At 51.2% G+C, this 14,178-nt stretch carries 18 protein-coding genes and 1 riboswitch; of the genes, 7 read left to right on the plus strand and 11 right to left on the minus strand.

The genetic code is table 11. The features are described 5' to 3' along the window. Positions 1-146: 146 nt before the first annotated feature. Positions 147-914: a class I SAM-dependent methyltransferase gene (locus tag CEK60_RS13595; RefSeq protein WP_089039478.1), complete on the plus strand. Its 768-nt coding sequence runs from the start codon at positions 147-149 to the stop codon at positions 912-914. 180 nt (positions 915-1,094) lie between these two features. On the opposite strand, the gene CEK60_RS13600 is transcribed toward CEK60_RS13595, so the two are convergent. Further along, positions 1,095-1,520, minus strand: coding sequence for a VOC family protein (locus CEK60_RS13600; RefSeq protein WP_089039479.1), 426 nt, complete (start codon positions 1,518-1,520; stop codon positions 1,095-1,097). A gap of 182 nt (positions 1,521-1,702) precedes the next feature. On the opposite strand from CEK60_RS13600, the gene CEK60_RS13605 reads away from it, so the two are divergent. Together CEK60_RS13605 and CEK60_RS13610 are read left to right on the plus strand one after the other, a co-directional pair. After that, complete coding sequence (locus tag CEK60_RS13605; RefSeq protein WP_089039480.1) at positions 1,703-2,575, plus strand: LysR substrate-binding domain-containing protein; 873 nt, start codon at positions 1,703-1,705, stop codon at positions 2,573-2,575. Positions 2,576-2,615: 40 nt separating this feature from the next. Then, the gene (locus tag CEK60_RS13610; RefSeq protein WP_038477229.1) at positions 2,616-2,828 is read left to right on the plus strand and encodes a DUF3820 family protein; all 213 of its coding nucleotides are present in this window, start codon (positions 2,616-2,618) and stop codon (positions 2,826-2,828) included. 46 nt (positions 2,829-2,874) lie between these two features. Here the strand turns inward: CEK60_RS13610 and CEK60_RS13615 are convergent, their stop codons facing one another. Further along, positions 2,875-3,225 carry a hypothetical protein gene (locus tag CEK60_RS13615; protein WP_089039481.1) on the minus strand — a complete coding sequence of 117 codons (351 nt, stop codon included), beginning with the start codon at positions 3,223-3,225 and terminating at the stop codon, positions 2,875-2,877. A 195-nt stretch (positions 3,226-3,420) separates the two neighbouring features. Between CEK60_RS13615 and CEK60_RS13620 the strand changes: the two genes are divergently transcribed. Further along, positions 3,421-4,188, plus strand: coding sequence for a DUF1499 domain-containing protein (locus CEK60_RS13620; protein ID WP_089039482.1), 768 nt, complete (start codon positions 3,421-3,423; stop codon positions 4,186-4,188). Positions 4,189-4,273: 85 nt separating this feature from the next. Here CEK60_RS13620 and CEK60_RS13625 read toward each other — a convergent pair whose 3' ends face one another. The 3 genes from CEK60_RS13625 to CEK60_RS13635 form a co-directional block, all read right to left on the minus strand. Continuing rightward, a complete protein-coding gene (locus CEK60_RS13625) occupies positions 4,274-4,636 on the minus strand; it encodes a ribbon-helix-helix domain-containing protein (RefSeq protein WP_038477238.1) in 363 nt (120 codons plus the stop codon). Positions 4,637-4,789: 153 nt separating this feature from the next. Then, positions 4,790-5,359, minus strand: coding sequence for a DJ-1/PfpI family protein (locus CEK60_RS13630; protein ID WP_089039483.1), 570 nt, complete (start codon positions 5,357-5,359; stop codon positions 4,790-4,792). 143 nt (positions 5,360-5,502) lie between these two features. Next, a complete protein-coding gene (locus tag CEK60_RS13635) occupies positions 5,503-6,114 on the minus strand; it encodes a flavin reductase family protein (protein ID WP_089039484.1) in 612 nt (203 codons plus the stop codon). A 200-nt stretch (positions 6,115-6,314) separates the two neighbouring features. Here CEK60_RS13635 and arfB point away from each other — a divergent pair, with 200 nt between their 5' ends. Together arfB and CEK60_RS13645 are read left to right on the plus strand one after the other, a co-directional pair. Beyond that, entirely contained in the window at positions 6,315-6,731 is a 417-nt protein-coding gene (gene arfB / locus CEK60_RS13640) for an alternative ribosome rescue aminoacyl-tRNA hydrolase ArfB (protein WP_038477244.1), read from the plus strand. A 67-nt stretch (positions 6,732-6,798) separates the two neighbouring features. Next, positions 6,799-7,020 (plus strand): DUF1289 domain-containing protein, encoded by a 222-nt coding sequence (locus CEK60_RS13645; RefSeq protein WP_089039485.1) that lies wholly within the window; start codon positions 6,799-6,801, stop codon positions 7,018-7,020. On the opposite strand, the gene CEK60_RS13650 is transcribed toward CEK60_RS13645, so the two are convergent. From CEK60_RS13650 to CEK60_RS13675, 6 genes are all read right to left on the minus strand, one after another. Continuing rightward, positions 7,017-8,066: a proline racemase family protein gene (locus CEK60_RS13650; RefSeq protein ID WP_089039486.1), complete on the minus strand. Its 1,050-nt coding sequence runs from the start codon at positions 8,064-8,066 to the stop codon at positions 7,017-7,019. The genes CEK60_RS13645 and CEK60_RS13650 overlap by 4 nt on opposite strands. Positions 8,067-8,077: 11 nt before the next feature. After that, entirely contained in the window at positions 8,078-9,244 is a 1,167-nt protein-coding gene (locus CEK60_RS13655; RefSeq protein WP_089039487.1) for an alcohol dehydrogenase catalytic domain-containing protein, read from the minus strand. A gap of 132 nt (positions 9,245-9,376) precedes the next feature. Then, a complete protein-coding gene (locus CEK60_RS13660; RefSeq protein WP_089039488.1) occupies positions 9,377-9,955 on the minus strand; it encodes an NnrU family protein in 579 nt (192 codons plus the stop codon). Positions 9,956-10,071: 116 nt separating this feature from the next. Then, positions 10,072-11,040, minus strand: a complete 969-nt coding sequence (locus CEK60_RS13665) for a magnesium transporter CorA family protein (RefSeq protein WP_089039489.1) — start codon at positions 11,038-11,040, stop codon at positions 10,072-10,074. A gap of 34 nt (positions 11,041-11,074) precedes the next feature. Continuing rightward, on the minus strand, positions 11,075-12,463 hold the full coding sequence (locus CEK60_RS13670) for a sodium:solute symporter (RefSeq protein WP_089039490.1): 1,389 nt from the start codon (positions 12,461-12,463) through the stop codon (positions 11,075-11,077). Beyond that, positions 12,453-12,560: riboswitch (TPP riboswitch) on the minus strand. Its footprint overlaps the gene before it by 11 nt. Before the next feature lie 99 nt (positions 12,561-12,659). Continuing rightward, a complete protein-coding gene (locus CEK60_RS13675) occupies positions 12,660-13,241 on the minus strand; it encodes a peroxidase-related enzyme (RefSeq protein WP_089039491.1) in 582 nt (193 codons plus the stop codon). 199 nt (positions 13,242-13,440) lie between these two features. Here CEK60_RS13675 and CEK60_RS13680 point away from each other — a divergent pair, with 199 nt between their 5' ends. Beyond that, entirely contained in the window at positions 13,441-14,136 is a 696-nt protein-coding gene (locus CEK60_RS13680; protein WP_089039492.1) for a hypothetical protein, read from the plus strand. Positions 14,137-14,178: the final 42 nt, after the last annotated feature.

Here is a 14,178-nt window from a genome sequence, read left to right on the forward strand (position 1 = left end):
TGATATAACGGATATGACAACTAGAGTGCCCTGGTTCCATGCGTTTACTCCTGAATTCAGGCTTAACGCATGCTATTGATAGCAAGCTATACTAAATCAAGCCATTGGGTCCCCCTAAGATAAATAACGCCGCTAGGAAGCCGATAATGTCTAACACCCCTCTGACACCGCAAGGGCAGGAATGGAACGCCAGCCACTACGCGGAACACGCGAATTTTGTTCCCACGTTGGGAAGCGATGTAATGAAACTTTTAGCGCCACAGCCCGGACAGCGCATCCTGGACCTTGGCTGTGGTGATGGCGCGCTCACCGAGCGTATTATGCAATTAGGTGCCGATGTGCTGGGTGTCGATGCCTCCGCAGAGATGGTCGCCGCCGCCCAACAGCGCGGGGTCACCGCTAGGGTTGTCGATGGGCACCAGTTACCCTTTGACCAAGAATTTGATGCGGTCTTCAGCAACGCAGCGTTGCACTGGATGCTGGACCCGCAAACGGTATTGGCCGGCGTAAAACGCGCACTAAAACCCGGCGGGCGTTTTGTTGCAGAGTTTGGGGGACATGGCAACGTGGCCGCCATTTGTACGGCGCTTATTGCCTCGCTGCAGTTTCGCGGCATTAGCTCACGTGGCCGTCATCCTTGGTACTTCCCCACCCCGGAAGAGTACACAAACCTACTTCAAACGGCGGGCTTTCATGTCGATTCTATCGAACTAATCCCTCGCCCCACACCACTACCCACGGGTATTGCTGGCTGGCTCGAAACCTTTGCAAGCCCGTTTTTGCACGGATTAGATGAGGACCTGCAGGTAGCCATTATTGATAATACGATTAACCTGCTCTCTCACAGTCTAAGTGATGGGCAAGGCAACTGGACCGCCGACTACGTCAGACTGCGGGTCTCTGCCCACGTGTGATAGCCTCGACACGCAAGAACACTCACGTAGTATTTTAAGCGACTGCGCCTACTTAAGGCGCAGTCGCTTTTATTGCAAAATAGCCACAATGTGAACCAAGCGGCACAGCTAGCCGATTATCGCAGCGTGCCTAACCATACCCGCTAATACTCCCTTGTTGAGATACTTTCCCAGAACACGTTACTTGGCAAAAATCTGTCCCTGATCTTTAAACGCTTTAAACTCCAAGGCATTACCACAGGGATCGAGTAAGAACATGGTGGCTTGCTCCCCTACTTCGCCTTTAAAGCGAACGTATGGCGCAATCACGAAATCGGTATTGCGCGCTTTTAAGCGCTCGGCTAAGGCTTCCCACTCATCCCATTCTAGAATCACGCCAAAGTGCGGCACCGGTACATTATGGCCATCGACCGGGTTAGTGTGAGCACTCTGCTGGCCGGGTGTTTTCGGATGTTCGTGAATCACCAACTGATGGCCGAAGAAATTAAAGTCGACCCAGTGATCGCTAGAGCGTCCTTCTTCCAGGCCAAATACGTCGTTATAAAATGCTCTGGCTAGGGCGACATCGTAAACAGGGATGGCGAGATGAAAAGGGGAAAGACTCATGGTTATCTCCTGTTGCAGCGCATTTATTCGTTGCGTTATTTGCAATGGTCAGCCGCATTACACGGCCACTGTGTAGCCATCCTAGATCGCGCTATGCAAAAATAAAATCAATTGTTTTTTGACTCATTCACAAATATTTTTTATGAGCGTCCTTATGGCAGTTCTTATGACAGAAACAACAAATGATACGAGAACTTAAAACGCTAGTAGCCGTGGCACAGCACGGTACATTTGCGGCGGCAGGCCTCCAGGTTGGCCTCACCCAAGCTGCGGTAAGTGCTCAAATGAAGCGCCTGGAAGAGGCCCTGGGCGTTACGCTATTTGAACGCAGCGGCCGAACAGCGGTGCTTACCCAGCGCGGCGAAGAGACCTTGCTTCAGGCCCAAACTCTACTCGGGTTATACGCCACACTAGGCGCTTCACCGTCAGGCCAAGGGCTTGGTAGCCGTATCACTATTGGTGCCATTGCCTCTATTCAGCGTACCGTATTGCCCGATATTGTAGCGCGCTTTCATCGGCAGTTTTCCGAGTGTCGCACCCGTATCGTGCCAGGTCTTTCCATGGACTTAATGAACCAGGTAGATGCGGGCGAGCTGGATATGGCTGTTATTATTCGGCCGCCTTTTTCGCTGCATAGCGATCTGCGTTGGACGCCCCTTGCCCACGAGCCGTTTCGCTTGCTTGTCCCGCGCGAGCTATCCGGTGATTGCTGGCGGGAGCTGCTAACCCACTCCCCTTTTGTTCGCTACGACCGCGCTTCTTTCGGTGGACGCCAAGTAGACCGTTTTTTAAGGGACAACCACTGCCAAGTTCGCGACCTGTGTGAGCTGGACGAGCTTGAAGCCATTGTGAAGCTGGTGGGTAACGCCGTGGGCGTTGCTTTAGTACCGCAACCGATAGCGCTAAAACGCTGGCCCCAAACAGTTCGCGCCATCTCGTTAGAAGCGCATACGTTTCATCGAGATATTGGGTTAGTGCATCGCGCTGTTGGCCACCTAAGCGAACCTGCCCGTGCCTTTGCCCAGCTTCTAGCTGAATCATCACAGCAGCTCTAAACTGCCACCTGCAACAGCCATTGATAAGGAGATGTAGACCATGAACCCCGAAGACCTTGAGAAACTGGTAACGCGTACCATGCCCTTTGGCAAATACGAAGGCTGGCTTATTGCCGATTTGCCTGGTCCCTATTTAAACTGGTTTGCTCGGGAAGGGTTTCCAAAAGGAGAAATTGGTCAACTCCTGCATTTAATGCATGAAATTGACCACAATGGTTTAAGCGACTTGCTCAACCCGCTGCGCAAAAATTGAATTCTCTCAAAACTGTCTTCTCCTCAAAACTGATTTCTTTTCAAAACTAAGAACGACACCATTCGTTAATGGCTTGCTCACGTTCGGCATAGTAAAACGCTTCTTGCTGGGATGGCGCTGAAGGAAAACGCCCTAATTCCACGGCAAGCTCAAAAAAACCTGCCGCTGGAAGCCCTTTGCCACTTCGGCTAATCACAAGCGTTGCAATAAAAGGCTTTTCTGCGGCGGCGTCTTCTTTCATTAGCTGTTCAAGTGCCTGTGCGATACGTTGAATAGTCTTAGGTGGCGAAAGGCCTAGCGCATTCGCCGCTTGCTGATAGGTTATCGGTAAAGCACTGCTCGGGGTCGTCGCCAGTAACTCTCGCAAGGAGGGGGCTAATGCAGTCGCTAATGTCATGCTTGTCTTAATCTCTCAAATTATAAAAAGCTCAAGTTGTAAAAACTGACGTCCATTTGCGTCACAGCGAATACTTGCGTTACTGCTAACAGCAGCATAGTAGGGTGTCTTAGCCAACTCGTCTAACGAAGACAGATGACCTAGCGCAATCTATGCTAAGTAAATCAACATCGTATTCATAATGAGGGAAGACCTATGGCAAAGGAGCGCTCAGCACGTTCGCGTAGAGGAGGAGTTTGGCCAACGCTACTGGCCTGGTTCAGTGTCATTGCACTGATAGCATCAGCCTTGTTAATGGCTGGTGCAGGGCCAGCCTATCGCTGGGAGTTGATTGGCCTGGGCGACGCTTTCAACCTGATGCGCAATGGTGTCTATGCAGCAACCGCAGCTGTGGCTATCAGTGTCTTGCTGTTGCTCATCAGCGCCTTTACCCGCCGCATGGGTGCTGGCGTAGTGGCTATCTTCGTTATTGTTGCAACCGCTGCCTTGTTATATATGCCTTGGCAACAATGGCAGCGTGCACAGCAGGCACCCGCCATTCATGACATAACCACCGACACCCAAAACCCACCCGACTTTGTCGCGCTAAGAGACGCCCGCGAGGCAGCACCTAATGCCGTTGATTACCCAGGAGAAGCTACCGCGCGTCAGCAAAAAAATGCTTATCCACATGTGCAGCCTTTACAAGTAACTGCGCCTAAAGCGACCGTTCTAGCAGCAGCTCAGGCTGAAGTAGAAGCGTCCGGTTGGCAGATCGCCGCGATAACAGAGAGTACTATCGAAGCGACCGCAACAACCCGCTGGTTTGGCTTTGAAGATGACGTCATCATTCGTCTTACTGAGCAACAAAACGGCGTGCAGGTGGACATGCGCTCAGCCTCCCGGCTGGGAACCAGCGATGTCGGCACCAACGCACTGCGTATCGAAACCTTCCTGGATAATCTAGGTAAGCGACTAGAATAACGGTCTTATCTGATGCGGCTTTCAGCTATTGACCGCTTTAACGATAGAGAGCCAGTTTCAGTGCACTTCTTTCAACACATTTCTTTCAGTGCATTTGGTTAGTACGCGCGGCAGCTTCTCTGCTCAGAATTTGCTGCGCATCTAGCGAGCCAATCGCCACCTCTACATTTTTCGGAATATCACCGCTAAGCTGAAGCGCCTGGTAGCGCAGCGCGCAGACACGCAAAAATGAGGTGAAATTGCCAAGATCGTGGCCAGCATCAATCGATTCATGATAAAGCCGCGTAATCAGTTGAGCCGTGTTCATCCCATCCCGTTGAGCCATCTCTTCCAGCAGATGCCAGAAGTAATTTTCCATGCGAACGCTGGTCACCATGCCATCAATGCGCAGTGAGTGTGTGGCGCTGCGCCATAGCTCCGGGTCGGCATCAATAAACAGCTTGCACATCGTTACGCCCTCTCCGCTATCAAACTCTACTATTAAGCTACTAGGCAAGATCTGCTATAGCGTAAATTCTGCTCTTTAGCATAGCGGCTAACAGACAACGCGCCCAACCGCGTTGAACTCAATATAGCTGGGCGCGGTAGCCTATCAGCAGTGCTACTTATCCAATAGCGCCATAAACTGGGCAAGCCAAGCAGGATGAGCGGGCCATGCGGGTGCAGTGACCAAGTTGCCATCCGTTACTGCTTCCGTGACCTCCAGGTTTGCGAAGTGGCCACCGGCAAGTTCCACTTCTGGCTGGCAAGCCGGATAAGCAGAACACTGCTTGCCTTCAAGCACCTTAGCGGCAGCCAGTAGCTGAGCGCCATGACAGATAGCAGCGACCGGCTTCTGGGTGTCAAAAAAGTGCTTCACCATCGCCAGTACGTCCTGGTTTAAGCGCAGGTATTCAGGTGCGCGGCCACCAGGAACCACCAAGGCGTCGTAGTCAGCGGGGTTAACTTTGGCAAAATCAGCATTCAGAGCGAAACGATGGCCGGGCTTTTCAGTATACGTTTGGTCACCTTCAAAATCGTGAATAGCCGTTGCCACGGTATCACCGGCGACCTTGTCGGGACATACCGCGTCGACTTGATGGCCAACCGCCATTAGCGCCTGGAAAGGCACCATCGTTTCATAATCTTCAGTGAAATCGCCGGTAATCATTAAAATTCGTTTGTTGCTCATCTCACTTCTCCTTGTCGTTATTGGTCGAGGCACAGAGCACACGAAGGGTGTGTTAAATGAGAGTAGCAAGCGTTGCTACGCAGCGGGTAGTAAGCCACTACTACATCCACTCACGACAAGGCTTATGACATCGGTTAGCTAGATTATGCAGGCCGCTCAAGAGCAAACCGGTCACTGATGCGTACATAATCACTGCCTGCCAAGCGCCCTACTGGCTTTAGCACGTCCATATTGATATGCCGACCATCCCATATCGCGTCATCAATATGAATAGCGACAATCTCAGCAAGCACTAACGATCCCGCTAATGGCTGATCGCCAAAACGAATTAAGTCGCGCAGCTTGCAACCAAAGGCGACCGGGGCACCTGCAATACGTGGCACGCTGATTCCCGGCATTTCAGCCTTCTCTAGCCCCGCTAATAAGAACTCGTCTTGCTCGGGAGGAACACTCGCGCTGGTCGTGTTGAGCGCTTCTATCAACGTTTCATTGCCTATATGCACGACGCATTCGGCTAGTTCGGTTAAATTGCGCAGCGTGTCTTTGGGCAGCCCGCTGCCGTCGAGCAGCGGTGAAAAAGCCAGGATGGGGGGATTAACGCTGGCTACGTTAAAAAAGGAGAACGGTGCGAGGTTTGTATTGCCGTTCTTATCTTGAGTTGACACCCATGCAATTGGCCTTGGACAGACACTGCCTGACAGCAAACGGTAGATAACACCAGCACTCAAAGGTTGTTCATCGAGTAAGTAATCCATGGGTATTCCTATGGCAGTGGTTATAAAGAGTAGCAAGCTACTTTAAAGTTGTGCCCCTAGCCGGGCAACCCAACAAGCCCCGTAAGCTATCCATCGCCCGAGCATAGTATTCATGAGACATGCCCTTGATCCGTCTCAAATCGGCTCCTCGACGCTAAGTATGCTAGCCTTACGAGCCACACGCGACATAAAGGAACTGAATGCTCACTATCTCAAATAACGTGACGATAGCGGACTGGGAAATCGATATTAGTCAGATCAGAGCGCAAGGCTCGGGTGGCCAAAACGTCAATAAAGTCGCCTCTGCGGTGCATTTACGTTTCGATATTCAAAGCTCTACACTACCGCCGATTTATAAAGAGCGCTTAATGGCACTGTCTGATCAGCGAATCAGTAAAGAAGGCGTGGTGATTATCAAAGCGCAAAGCTATCGCACCCTGGAATTGAACAAAGAGGATGCCCTTGCACGCTTAAAAGCACTGATTCAAAGTGCTGGCAAGCAGCAGAAAACGCGGCGGCCAACGAAGCCCACCAAAGGCTCACAGCGACGCCGTGTGGACCACAAAACGCGTAAAGGCAAAACGAAGTCACTGCGTGGTAAAGTGCCACTCTCATAAGAAGTGAACAGAGTAAGTAATTCTCGCCTAGCGCCGTTTTCTCACCACTGCATTGAGCTTAGCCATCATGTCCAGCGACTCATCCACTACACTCTGCGCTGCTCGTCCGCTGTCGCCCTGCATTCAGGTATGCAACATTGATCCAGCCTCTTCATTGTGCCAAGGCTGCGGTCGGACGCTAGATGAAATTGCCTGTTGGGGAAGTATGACCGAGGCCGAGAAGACCCCGGTATGGGAGCGACTTGAGCAAACAGGCTATGTCGACGCATTACGCAGAGAAGAGCGCTAGCCCTCTTCTGTATGCCGGTCACTCAGAATGTGATGCAGTTCGCCACACGCTACCATCGGGTCGTCGCAGTTAATCACGATGTTTGATTCTGCCAACACATAGCTACGGCCAGTCGTGGTGTTCTCCACCACTTGATAAGCGCCTTCTTGATGCGTGCCGGTGAAGGTACCAATAAACCCCGTTTCACGTAGTGATACGGTTTCTAACTTATCACCGATTCTCAGCCGACCTTCATAATTCATCAGCGCCAACCGCGCTGAGGTGCCCGTGCCAGTGGTGCTACGACAAATAACACCAGGATGTACATACGTTGTTGAACGCGAGCGAATATAGCCTTCAGCTACTTTTTCTTCCGGCCCCATAAAATGTAAAAACGGCAATGGCCCTACATCTCCCAGGGTGTAATGGGAAAAGCCGCGCTGCGCTTGGATCGCCTCAACAATTTTATAAGCACAAGCGGCAAGCGCCTGCTCCTCACTGCGTACTAGCTTGAAGCCTAACTCTTCGGCATCTACCAAGGCATAAAAGCCACCGCTGTAAGCGACTGAGTAGGTAATTGCTCCAAGTTCAGGAACTTGAATCGTATCGCGATAGGTGTCGATATAGCTTGGCAGGCCTTCACAGGTAACAGACTCCACTACCCCATTGCTCACCTTCGCTTCAATTTGCACCAAGCCTGCGGGTGCTTCCAGTTTAAAGCGTTGAATACCTTCCTGCTTGGGGACCAGCCCACTTTCTAACACAGCAGTGGCTGTACACAGCGTGTTAGAACCCGAATAAATCGGGTAGCCCATGACCTCCATAATGATATAGCCCGCGACGGCGTCCGGATGCGAGGAAGGCACCAACAGATCTACCGACATCTCCGGAATACCATACGGCTCTTCTAGCAACAGCCGTCGCAAACCATCGGCATCATCACGCAGAAACTCCATTTGTTGGCGTACTGTGGCACCAGGAAGCACACCGATCCCCCCCGTCACAATACGGCTAACATCACCACCGGCATGAGTATCCATCAGCTGAATCGTATGCAGATTTTTCATTAGCACTGCTCCTAGGCGGTGGTGAGGGCAAACGGCGCACCATGGGTTTCCCACTGCGCATCAGGAACAATAACTATTTTTCCCAGGTAGTTACTGCCACGGTTTACAAAGTAGCGCTCAGCGTTATGTAGATCCGATAGTTTAAAGGCCGCGTGCAGCACTGGTTTTAGCGCCCCACTGCGAATCCACTCGATCAGTTGTTCAGCCTCTTCGCGAGTGCCATGGGAAACACCAAAAATCTGCACTTGGTACAAGTAGACGCGAGTCCACATAATCTCGCTGATATTGCCACCACTCGCACCTGCAATGGAAAGCCGCGGATAACTGCTACGGCCTTGCATATCAACAATCATGGTATCGATAAACAGATCGGTCATCTGCCCACCGACCAAGTCCATCACTGCATCAATCGGCTTACCATCAGTGGTCGCCAATACACGCTCAACAAACGTCGATAAATCACCCCGATCGATGACGACTTCTGCACCCAACGCCAGCAGCGCATCGGCTTTATCCGGCTGGCTGACAGCGTAAGGAATAGCGCCCACGACCCGACAAAGCTGAATTAACGCCGTTCCGACACCGCCACTGGCGCCTGTCACCAGCACACGTTCACCCGCGCCAATGTTGGCAGACGTCATCATGTGATAAGCCGTCTGATACGAGCACATCCCCATCGCAGCAAGCTCTGCATCGTGCAATTCAGGGTTGGGAACATGATGAAGCTGGTCGGCTGGGACGACGACAAAATCAGCATAGCCACCATCAGCCCCGTGGCCATAATAATCTGGCGTCAGATTGATATCGCGACGCTCATCAGCGTAAATATTAAAATCGAGCAGGCCTCGTTCTCCAATACGTGAAGCATCCACGCCCTCGCCTACTGCCGCCACGCGTCCAGCAATATCAGCCCCTTGAATACGAGGAAATGTCAGTGTGGGCGATCCTCCCATCGCAAACGATGTGACCTCCTCTTTCCCTTTCGTAGGATAAAGCCCTTCACGCGCTTTCCGGTCAGTATTATTTTTGGCCGTTGCTGTTACCTGAACCAGCACTTGCCCCGCCCCTGGTTTAGGGGTCATAACATCCTGCCGGTACTGCAATTTATCTATATCACCATGGCCTGTTAACAACATGGCAGACATCGTTTTCGGTACTTGAGGTACAGCTTCGGCCATAAATTTCTCCGTTGTGAAACGTTGGATGAACCTAGCTGACAATAGCAAACTTTCGCCGCCACTCAAGAGTAATAATAAAAACGGCGTCAACGGATATAAACCATTGACGCCGTTAATATTTATTAATAATTACTAGCTAAAAACAGGTACACCAATAACTAACACATGTAGGTAAAGAGCAAACAAAATATACGCTATCAAGCCAATCACGACGGTGGCTATTGTCGCGGGAGCCGAGGTTGGTACTGGCTTAGCGGGATGTAGGCGATCACGCTTTTTGGCTGCCTTAAAGGCCAGAATAGCCCACACCAAAAATGCTGCAAAAAAGACAATATCGCCCAGTCGTCCATTAGCCAATAAGTGTGAAAATGCCCAAATTTTTACGGCCAACATCATCGGATGACCAAGCTTCGCTTTGATAGCATTACGCGGCACATAGGCTGCTACCAGCATAATAAAGGCAGGCACCATCAGCAGTGCTACCGCATGGCGTAAGCCCGTGGGGGGAAACCAGACGTAGATAGGGTCTAGGCGCATTTGGCCAAAACCGTAAATAGCAATTGCCAGTCCAATCACCGACACTACGGAGTACGCAATCTTCCAGGTGTTTTCGCCGCGTTTAACAATCTGTCGCTGACGCCAGTCTTCAGCAAAGATACGCACAGAATGGCTGCCAAGAAAAATCAGCAGGCCAATAATCATGATGGTCATAAAAGTAGCTCTCAGGTTATTTGCAGGTCATTGGTCGACTGCGAGGATGCCACACTAGCGCTCCAACCACATGACCAACTATCAACTTTTCGCTACCAGCGATCATCTGGCTCATTTTAAAACCAGTTTTTACGCTTAAATAACCAAATTAAACAACCTCCGATACCCAGCATGGCTCCCCAAACAAAAAAGTATCCGTACTGATAGCGCAGCTCTGGCATGTACTCAAAGTTCATGCCGTAAATACCGACAATAAACGTCAGTGGCACAAATATGGCAGTAATCACCGTTAATACGCGCATGGTGATATTTAGCTGGTGAGAGGAAATCGAAATGTAACCATCAATGAGATCACCGCAAATGTCGTAATACATTTGTGTCAGTGTATATAGGCGCTCAAAGCGCTCCTCTACATCCGTGATGGCATGCAGCGTTTCACTTTCTCCGCGTGGCAGATGGGCATAGTCATAGGCAGTAAGCTCTTGGGTAATGCCTTTGTGGTAGCTAAAAATACGGCGCATCTTTACCAATCGTGAACGATAGGCGGTGATTTTCCGCATCAGCACATCATTACCAGCCTCTAAAAGCTCATCTTCTATATCGCTTAGCTCACTCTCAAACTCCAGTAAGCTATCGATGTAGAAGCCTGCTGAGATGTACATAATTTTCAGCGCGACACGCTCGGGAGATAGCGCCAGCAGTGTTTTTCCGTGCTCACTAAAGAGCCGTTCAATACTAAGCGCCTCACCAGCGTGCAGCGTGATTAGAAAACGCTCTCCAATAAAGAGGCACACCTGCTGAGGCACAAAGTTTAGCTGAGCATCAAAAGATGAAATACCTCGGTAAATAATCAGGGTATGGTGCTCAAACTCTTCAATTTTCGGCGGATGGCGCTCTTTGTGGGCATCTTGAATTGCCATTGGATGACAATCAAAACGCTCCAATAGCTGGCGTTCACTCTCCTCAGGCTCACCTTTCATGTCTATCCATAGGTGGCTACCGGGCGTCGTTTGCCAGTCATCAATGAGGCGTTCATCGCCTTCGCGCACATCGCCTTCTGATGTCGTTAGTAGGCTGCGAATCATGATCGTCCCTGTTAATTTGGCTCACGGCTTAACGTTACGGCCTAACGCTTCGTCGATTAGGCAGGTATGCCAGTGTAACGCTGACGACAATAGACGCCAGTAACGCCCCTAGAAAAGGCCCTAACGTTGGGATACTGCCTGGAAAGGTAGCCGCCATAATGCCAGCCGTAACGCTTCCCTGGCTTAGCCACCCCGGCAGTATTGCCCCTGCTAATCCAGCCATGCCGCCACCAATCGCCGCCACTGGCGTCATACGTTGCCACAGGCCAAGCAGCACAGGCACCACGATGGCAGCGCAAAGTAAGTCGGCTATCAAGAAGAGCCGTAGAACTGACAATCCTTGCAGGGCAATAAATACCACCGGCACCATCATTGCGACCGTTATCCAACGTGCGGTCGTTAAAGATGTTGCATGTCGTTCACCGCCACGCCCGACTATCAGCGACGCTATACCGTTTTGCAGCGTATCGACACTTGAGGTCACTAGCGTGACTGCTAACACCAATGCAGGTAACGCCACCCAGGCAGGCGCATCTGTTAACAGCGCAAAGAAAGGAATAGGTGGCTCTCCCAAAGCAACACCGCTCATGGCGGCCATGATGCCGATACCGCCGATCACCATCACAACCAGTACGGTCAGCCCGCCGCCTAGCCAAGCGCCTCGACCTAAGCTCTGGTCATCCTGAGCAGCCCACACGCGCTGCCAATAGCCTTGGTGAAAAAGATTGGCGGCGGTCACCGCAATCACAAGCGTCAGGGCAACACTCAGCGCGCTTGCGATAGGAATAGAGGGCATGACGGCGTCATTCGGCATGGCTGGCAGCCGCCAAATCGCAACGCTACCCACAGCCAATAACAGGGCTAGCAAAAGCCATGCCTGCCAGCGATCCGTTGCGAGGCTTGCGCGCAACCCACCAATCACCGTATACACCAAGGTAGTGAGCGCAACGCCAATAATCACTAGTGCAGGTGGTACATCGGAAAGCAGTGCGGTAATAGCACCTATCGCCGTCAGTTCCGCTGCTAAAAAACAGCCCATGTAGGCTACGGACACCAGCAGCACCCAATGACGCACCCCCTTGCCGTAACAAGCGTGGGCGAATTCGGCAATGCTTCTGCCTTCTGGCAATGCGCGACGAATTTTTGGTCCGTACAACCCCAACACGATAAACGGCAGCGCAGAGCCAATGGCATAGCCTGCCAACGCTAACGGACCAACAAAGGCACCAATTTCAGGCGGCGCAAACAGAATCCAGGCGCCCATTCCCGAGGCTAAAAAGGAGAAGCCAAGTGTGGAAGCGGTTTGCGAATTTCGTGCCGTGACATAGTCATCAAGCGATCCCTGCACATGACGTGCACGCAGGCCCAGAAAAGCAAAACAGAATAGCGCCGCACCAAGTACGGCTGACGTTAGGTAAGGCATGTCGCACTTCCTCCGCCGGTATGAACCGGATCAGGTTCCAGGGTCTGCGCAGTGCGCATTCTCAGCCCAACAGCTGCGGGCTCCCCTGGCGACAGTGAATGGAGACGCTATCCTCGGTGAAAGCGGCTCGTTAGTAAAGGCTGGGCGTTAGTAAAATTTATCCGTGAGTAACGCCTAGATGTGCGTCTGTATCCTGCTAACGCGGTAGGCGGCCCATCAAATAAAACTCCTCATTGGGGGGCGTACCCGTCATGGTAACTAATCGATTCGACATGCCGAAAAAAGCAGCAATGGCGCCAATATCCCAACAGTCCTCTAGCGTAAAACCTACTTTCTCTAAGGTTGTTTGCCACGTGGCAGAGAACTCCCCAACTTCAATCCCGCAGTGCAATGCAAAATCCAGCATGACACGATGGCGTTCGCTTAGCCCTGCCGCTAGATGATTGATAGCGACATTGTCAGCGACTAAAGGGTCTTTACTATAAATTCTCAATAGCGCGCCATGGGCAACAACACAATAGAGACAACGATTGCGAGCACTGGTAGCCACAACAATCATCTCTTTTTCAGCTTTAGTCAGCGTGTCGGATTCACGCTCCATCAAAGCATCGTGATAAGCAAAAAAAGCGCGAAACTCCTCAGGGCGATGCGCCAGCATTAAGAACACATTGGGCACAAATCCCGCCTTGCTTTGCACTTTTAATATTGCATCGCGAACATCGTCAGGCAGTTCATCCAACGTTTCTGGTACACGGAAACGGCTAAGTCGATTAGTCATCGTTACACCTCATTTGCTGATTAAGCTTTAAATTTTTGTTTTGATTAAACAATCATGCTGTTGGATAACGCGATTCGGTAACAAAACACTAAACAAAGTGACTTTCAATCGTGGCTAACGCTGTCCATACTCTCAACTATTCAATGACCTATAAGCCGTGCAGTAAATGCAGCAAACGGCAATTAACAGGGACACCAAAATGCATTATTCCGAAGCCAAAGAGCATACGCCTGGGCGCTTGCATACTCTTTTTGCCGACCCTTATTGCGCGTTTAAAAACGACACCGATGAGCGTCAGCTGCATATCCGGATAATGCTGCACACCCTTCTGGCACTGCCTATGCATCACGCGCGTGCCACGCTCCGGGTTATCCATGGCTGGGAAAACGGCGGCTTCGAGCCAAGTGATCTAAAGCACAAGGACTTCCCGCTTGCCTCTTTAGATGATTTCCACCGAGTGGTTAACGAGGTCTCCCCGAACCCTCAAGAACACGAGACGTCGTTAAGCGCTAGCACGCCGCTCCTCTCAGCACCACTGGCGAGCATATTCGCCAGTGCAGAAGCCGATGGCATCATCGTTTCTGACACGCTGCGCAGCACACCTGCCCGCTGGCCTGCTTTGAAAGGCGGTTTAGCCATTTATACGCTCTTCAAAATGTATCATCGCTTAGTTTATGGCGAAGATGATAACTACCGCTGCTCTCAGTGTGAAACGCCTGATGGCCTGCGTGAGCTGCATGAATTTCATCTTGAAGAAGGCGAATTTGCACTGTTAGTTCCTCACAACGCAAAAACGCAAACGGCCACCCCCACCATTCTCGTTATGCACGCCAGTCAGCTTGGCCCTATCGGCCAACTCCTAAAAAGAAGCCTGCCGTTATTTCAGAATACTTAAGCCGAAACGTTAAAAGCCCCGCTTATCGCGGGGCTTCTCCAT

It is taken from the genome of Halomonas sp. N3-2A (assembly GCF_002216165.1).
Classification (GTDB): Bacteria; Pseudomonadota; Gammaproteobacteria; order Pseudomonadales; family Halomonadaceae; genus Vreelandella.